Here is a 1378-nt window from a genome sequence, read left to right on the forward strand (position 1 = left end):
AGCGCGTTGCGGACGTTGGTATAGACCTTGTCGCGCAGGATGTCGCCGTCACCGCCGGCCGGATAAATGGTCGAAATAGCATCGTTCATGGCCCCGTCAGTAGCACTGATCGCTTAAAGGCGTCCAGTTCATGATGCAGATTGTCGTGTTTATTGCATATGTGTGAAAGATTTGTGATGCAAATGTGTATAATATGTGATATTAGTTGTGCGTGGTGATGTGACGGGACTGTGTGTCTGATCCTGAGGAGCGGAATCTGCCAATGACCAAGCGACTTCCGGAAAGAGGCGCTGCCTGGGCCGATATCAAGGGGCGGCTCGAGGCGTCCAAGGCCGGAGACTACGCGTGGAACCGCGGGCGATTGCCGCTCTACGTTTACTGGCGCGACGAGGAGCTGTGCCAAGTCGCTAGAGAGGCGGCCTCCATGTTTTTTGTGGAGAACGGCCTCGGCAAGCGGGCGTTTCCGAGCGTGCAGCAATTGGAGCAGGAGGTAGTTGCAATGACGCTTGGCCTCCTGAATGGCGGTGCACATTCGGTCGGCAATTTCACGTCAGGAGGAACCGAAAGCATTTTTCTTGCCGTCAAGACCGCGCGCGACTTCGCCCGGGCAGAACGGCGGATCGCGGGGCGCCCAAAGGTGGTTGCACCTCAATCGGCTCATCCGGCCTTCGATAAGGCGGCACATTATCTCGATATGGAGGTTGTGCGCACTCCGCTTCGCAAGGACTTTCGTGCCGACCTCGGTGCGATGAAGGAGGCGGTCGACGAAAACACTGTCATGCTTGTGGCCTCGGCGCCCGCTTATCCCCACGGGGTGTTTGATCCGGTCGAGGAGATCGCTGGCATCGCCCGTGCAAAAGATATATGGCTGCACGTGGACGCCTGCGTCGGTGGCCTACTTGCGCCGTTTGTCCGCGATATCGGCTACGACGTTCCGCCTTTCGATTTCAGCGTCGAGGGTGTGACCAGCATTTCGGCTGATCTGCATAAATACGGCTTCACCGCAAAGGGGGCGTCGATAGTCCTGTTTGCCGACGCGACGTATCAAAAGCATCTGCGGTTTCACTTCAGCGACTGGCCGCGCGGCAACTACATCACGGACACGTTCCTGGGAACCCGCGCGGCAGGCCCGGTCGCCTCAGCCTGGGCGGTGATGCACTATCTGGGCGCGGAGGGCTATCGCGAGATCGCGCGCACGATCATGGAAACCAAGGCGCGTTTCGCCGAGGGTATCGCCGCGATTGCCGGCTTAGAGATACTGAAGCCGAACGATCTCTCCTTTCTCCTTTACCGCTCGGTTGACGACGGCGTCGACATTGATGGCGTCGCCGAGGGTATGGCCGACAGGGGCTGGTTTGTCGGACGATGCAATGCGCCA

General features: G+C 58.8%; 1 protein-coding gene. It reads left to right on the forward strand.

The window, feature by feature from the left end; genetic code table 11:
* Nucleotides 1–262 precede the first annotated feature (262 nt).
* On the forward strand, nt 263–1378 hold a 1116-nt coding region (locus NKI88_RS31685; RefSeq protein WP_352659333.1), incomplete at its 3' end, for a pyridoxal phosphate-dependent decarboxylase family protein.

Origin of the sequence: Mesorhizobium sp. M0317, from assembly GCF_040321555.1 — a bacterium.
Taxonomy (GTDB): Bacteria; Pseudomonadota; Alphaproteobacteria; order Rhizobiales; family Rhizobiaceae; genus Mesorhizobium.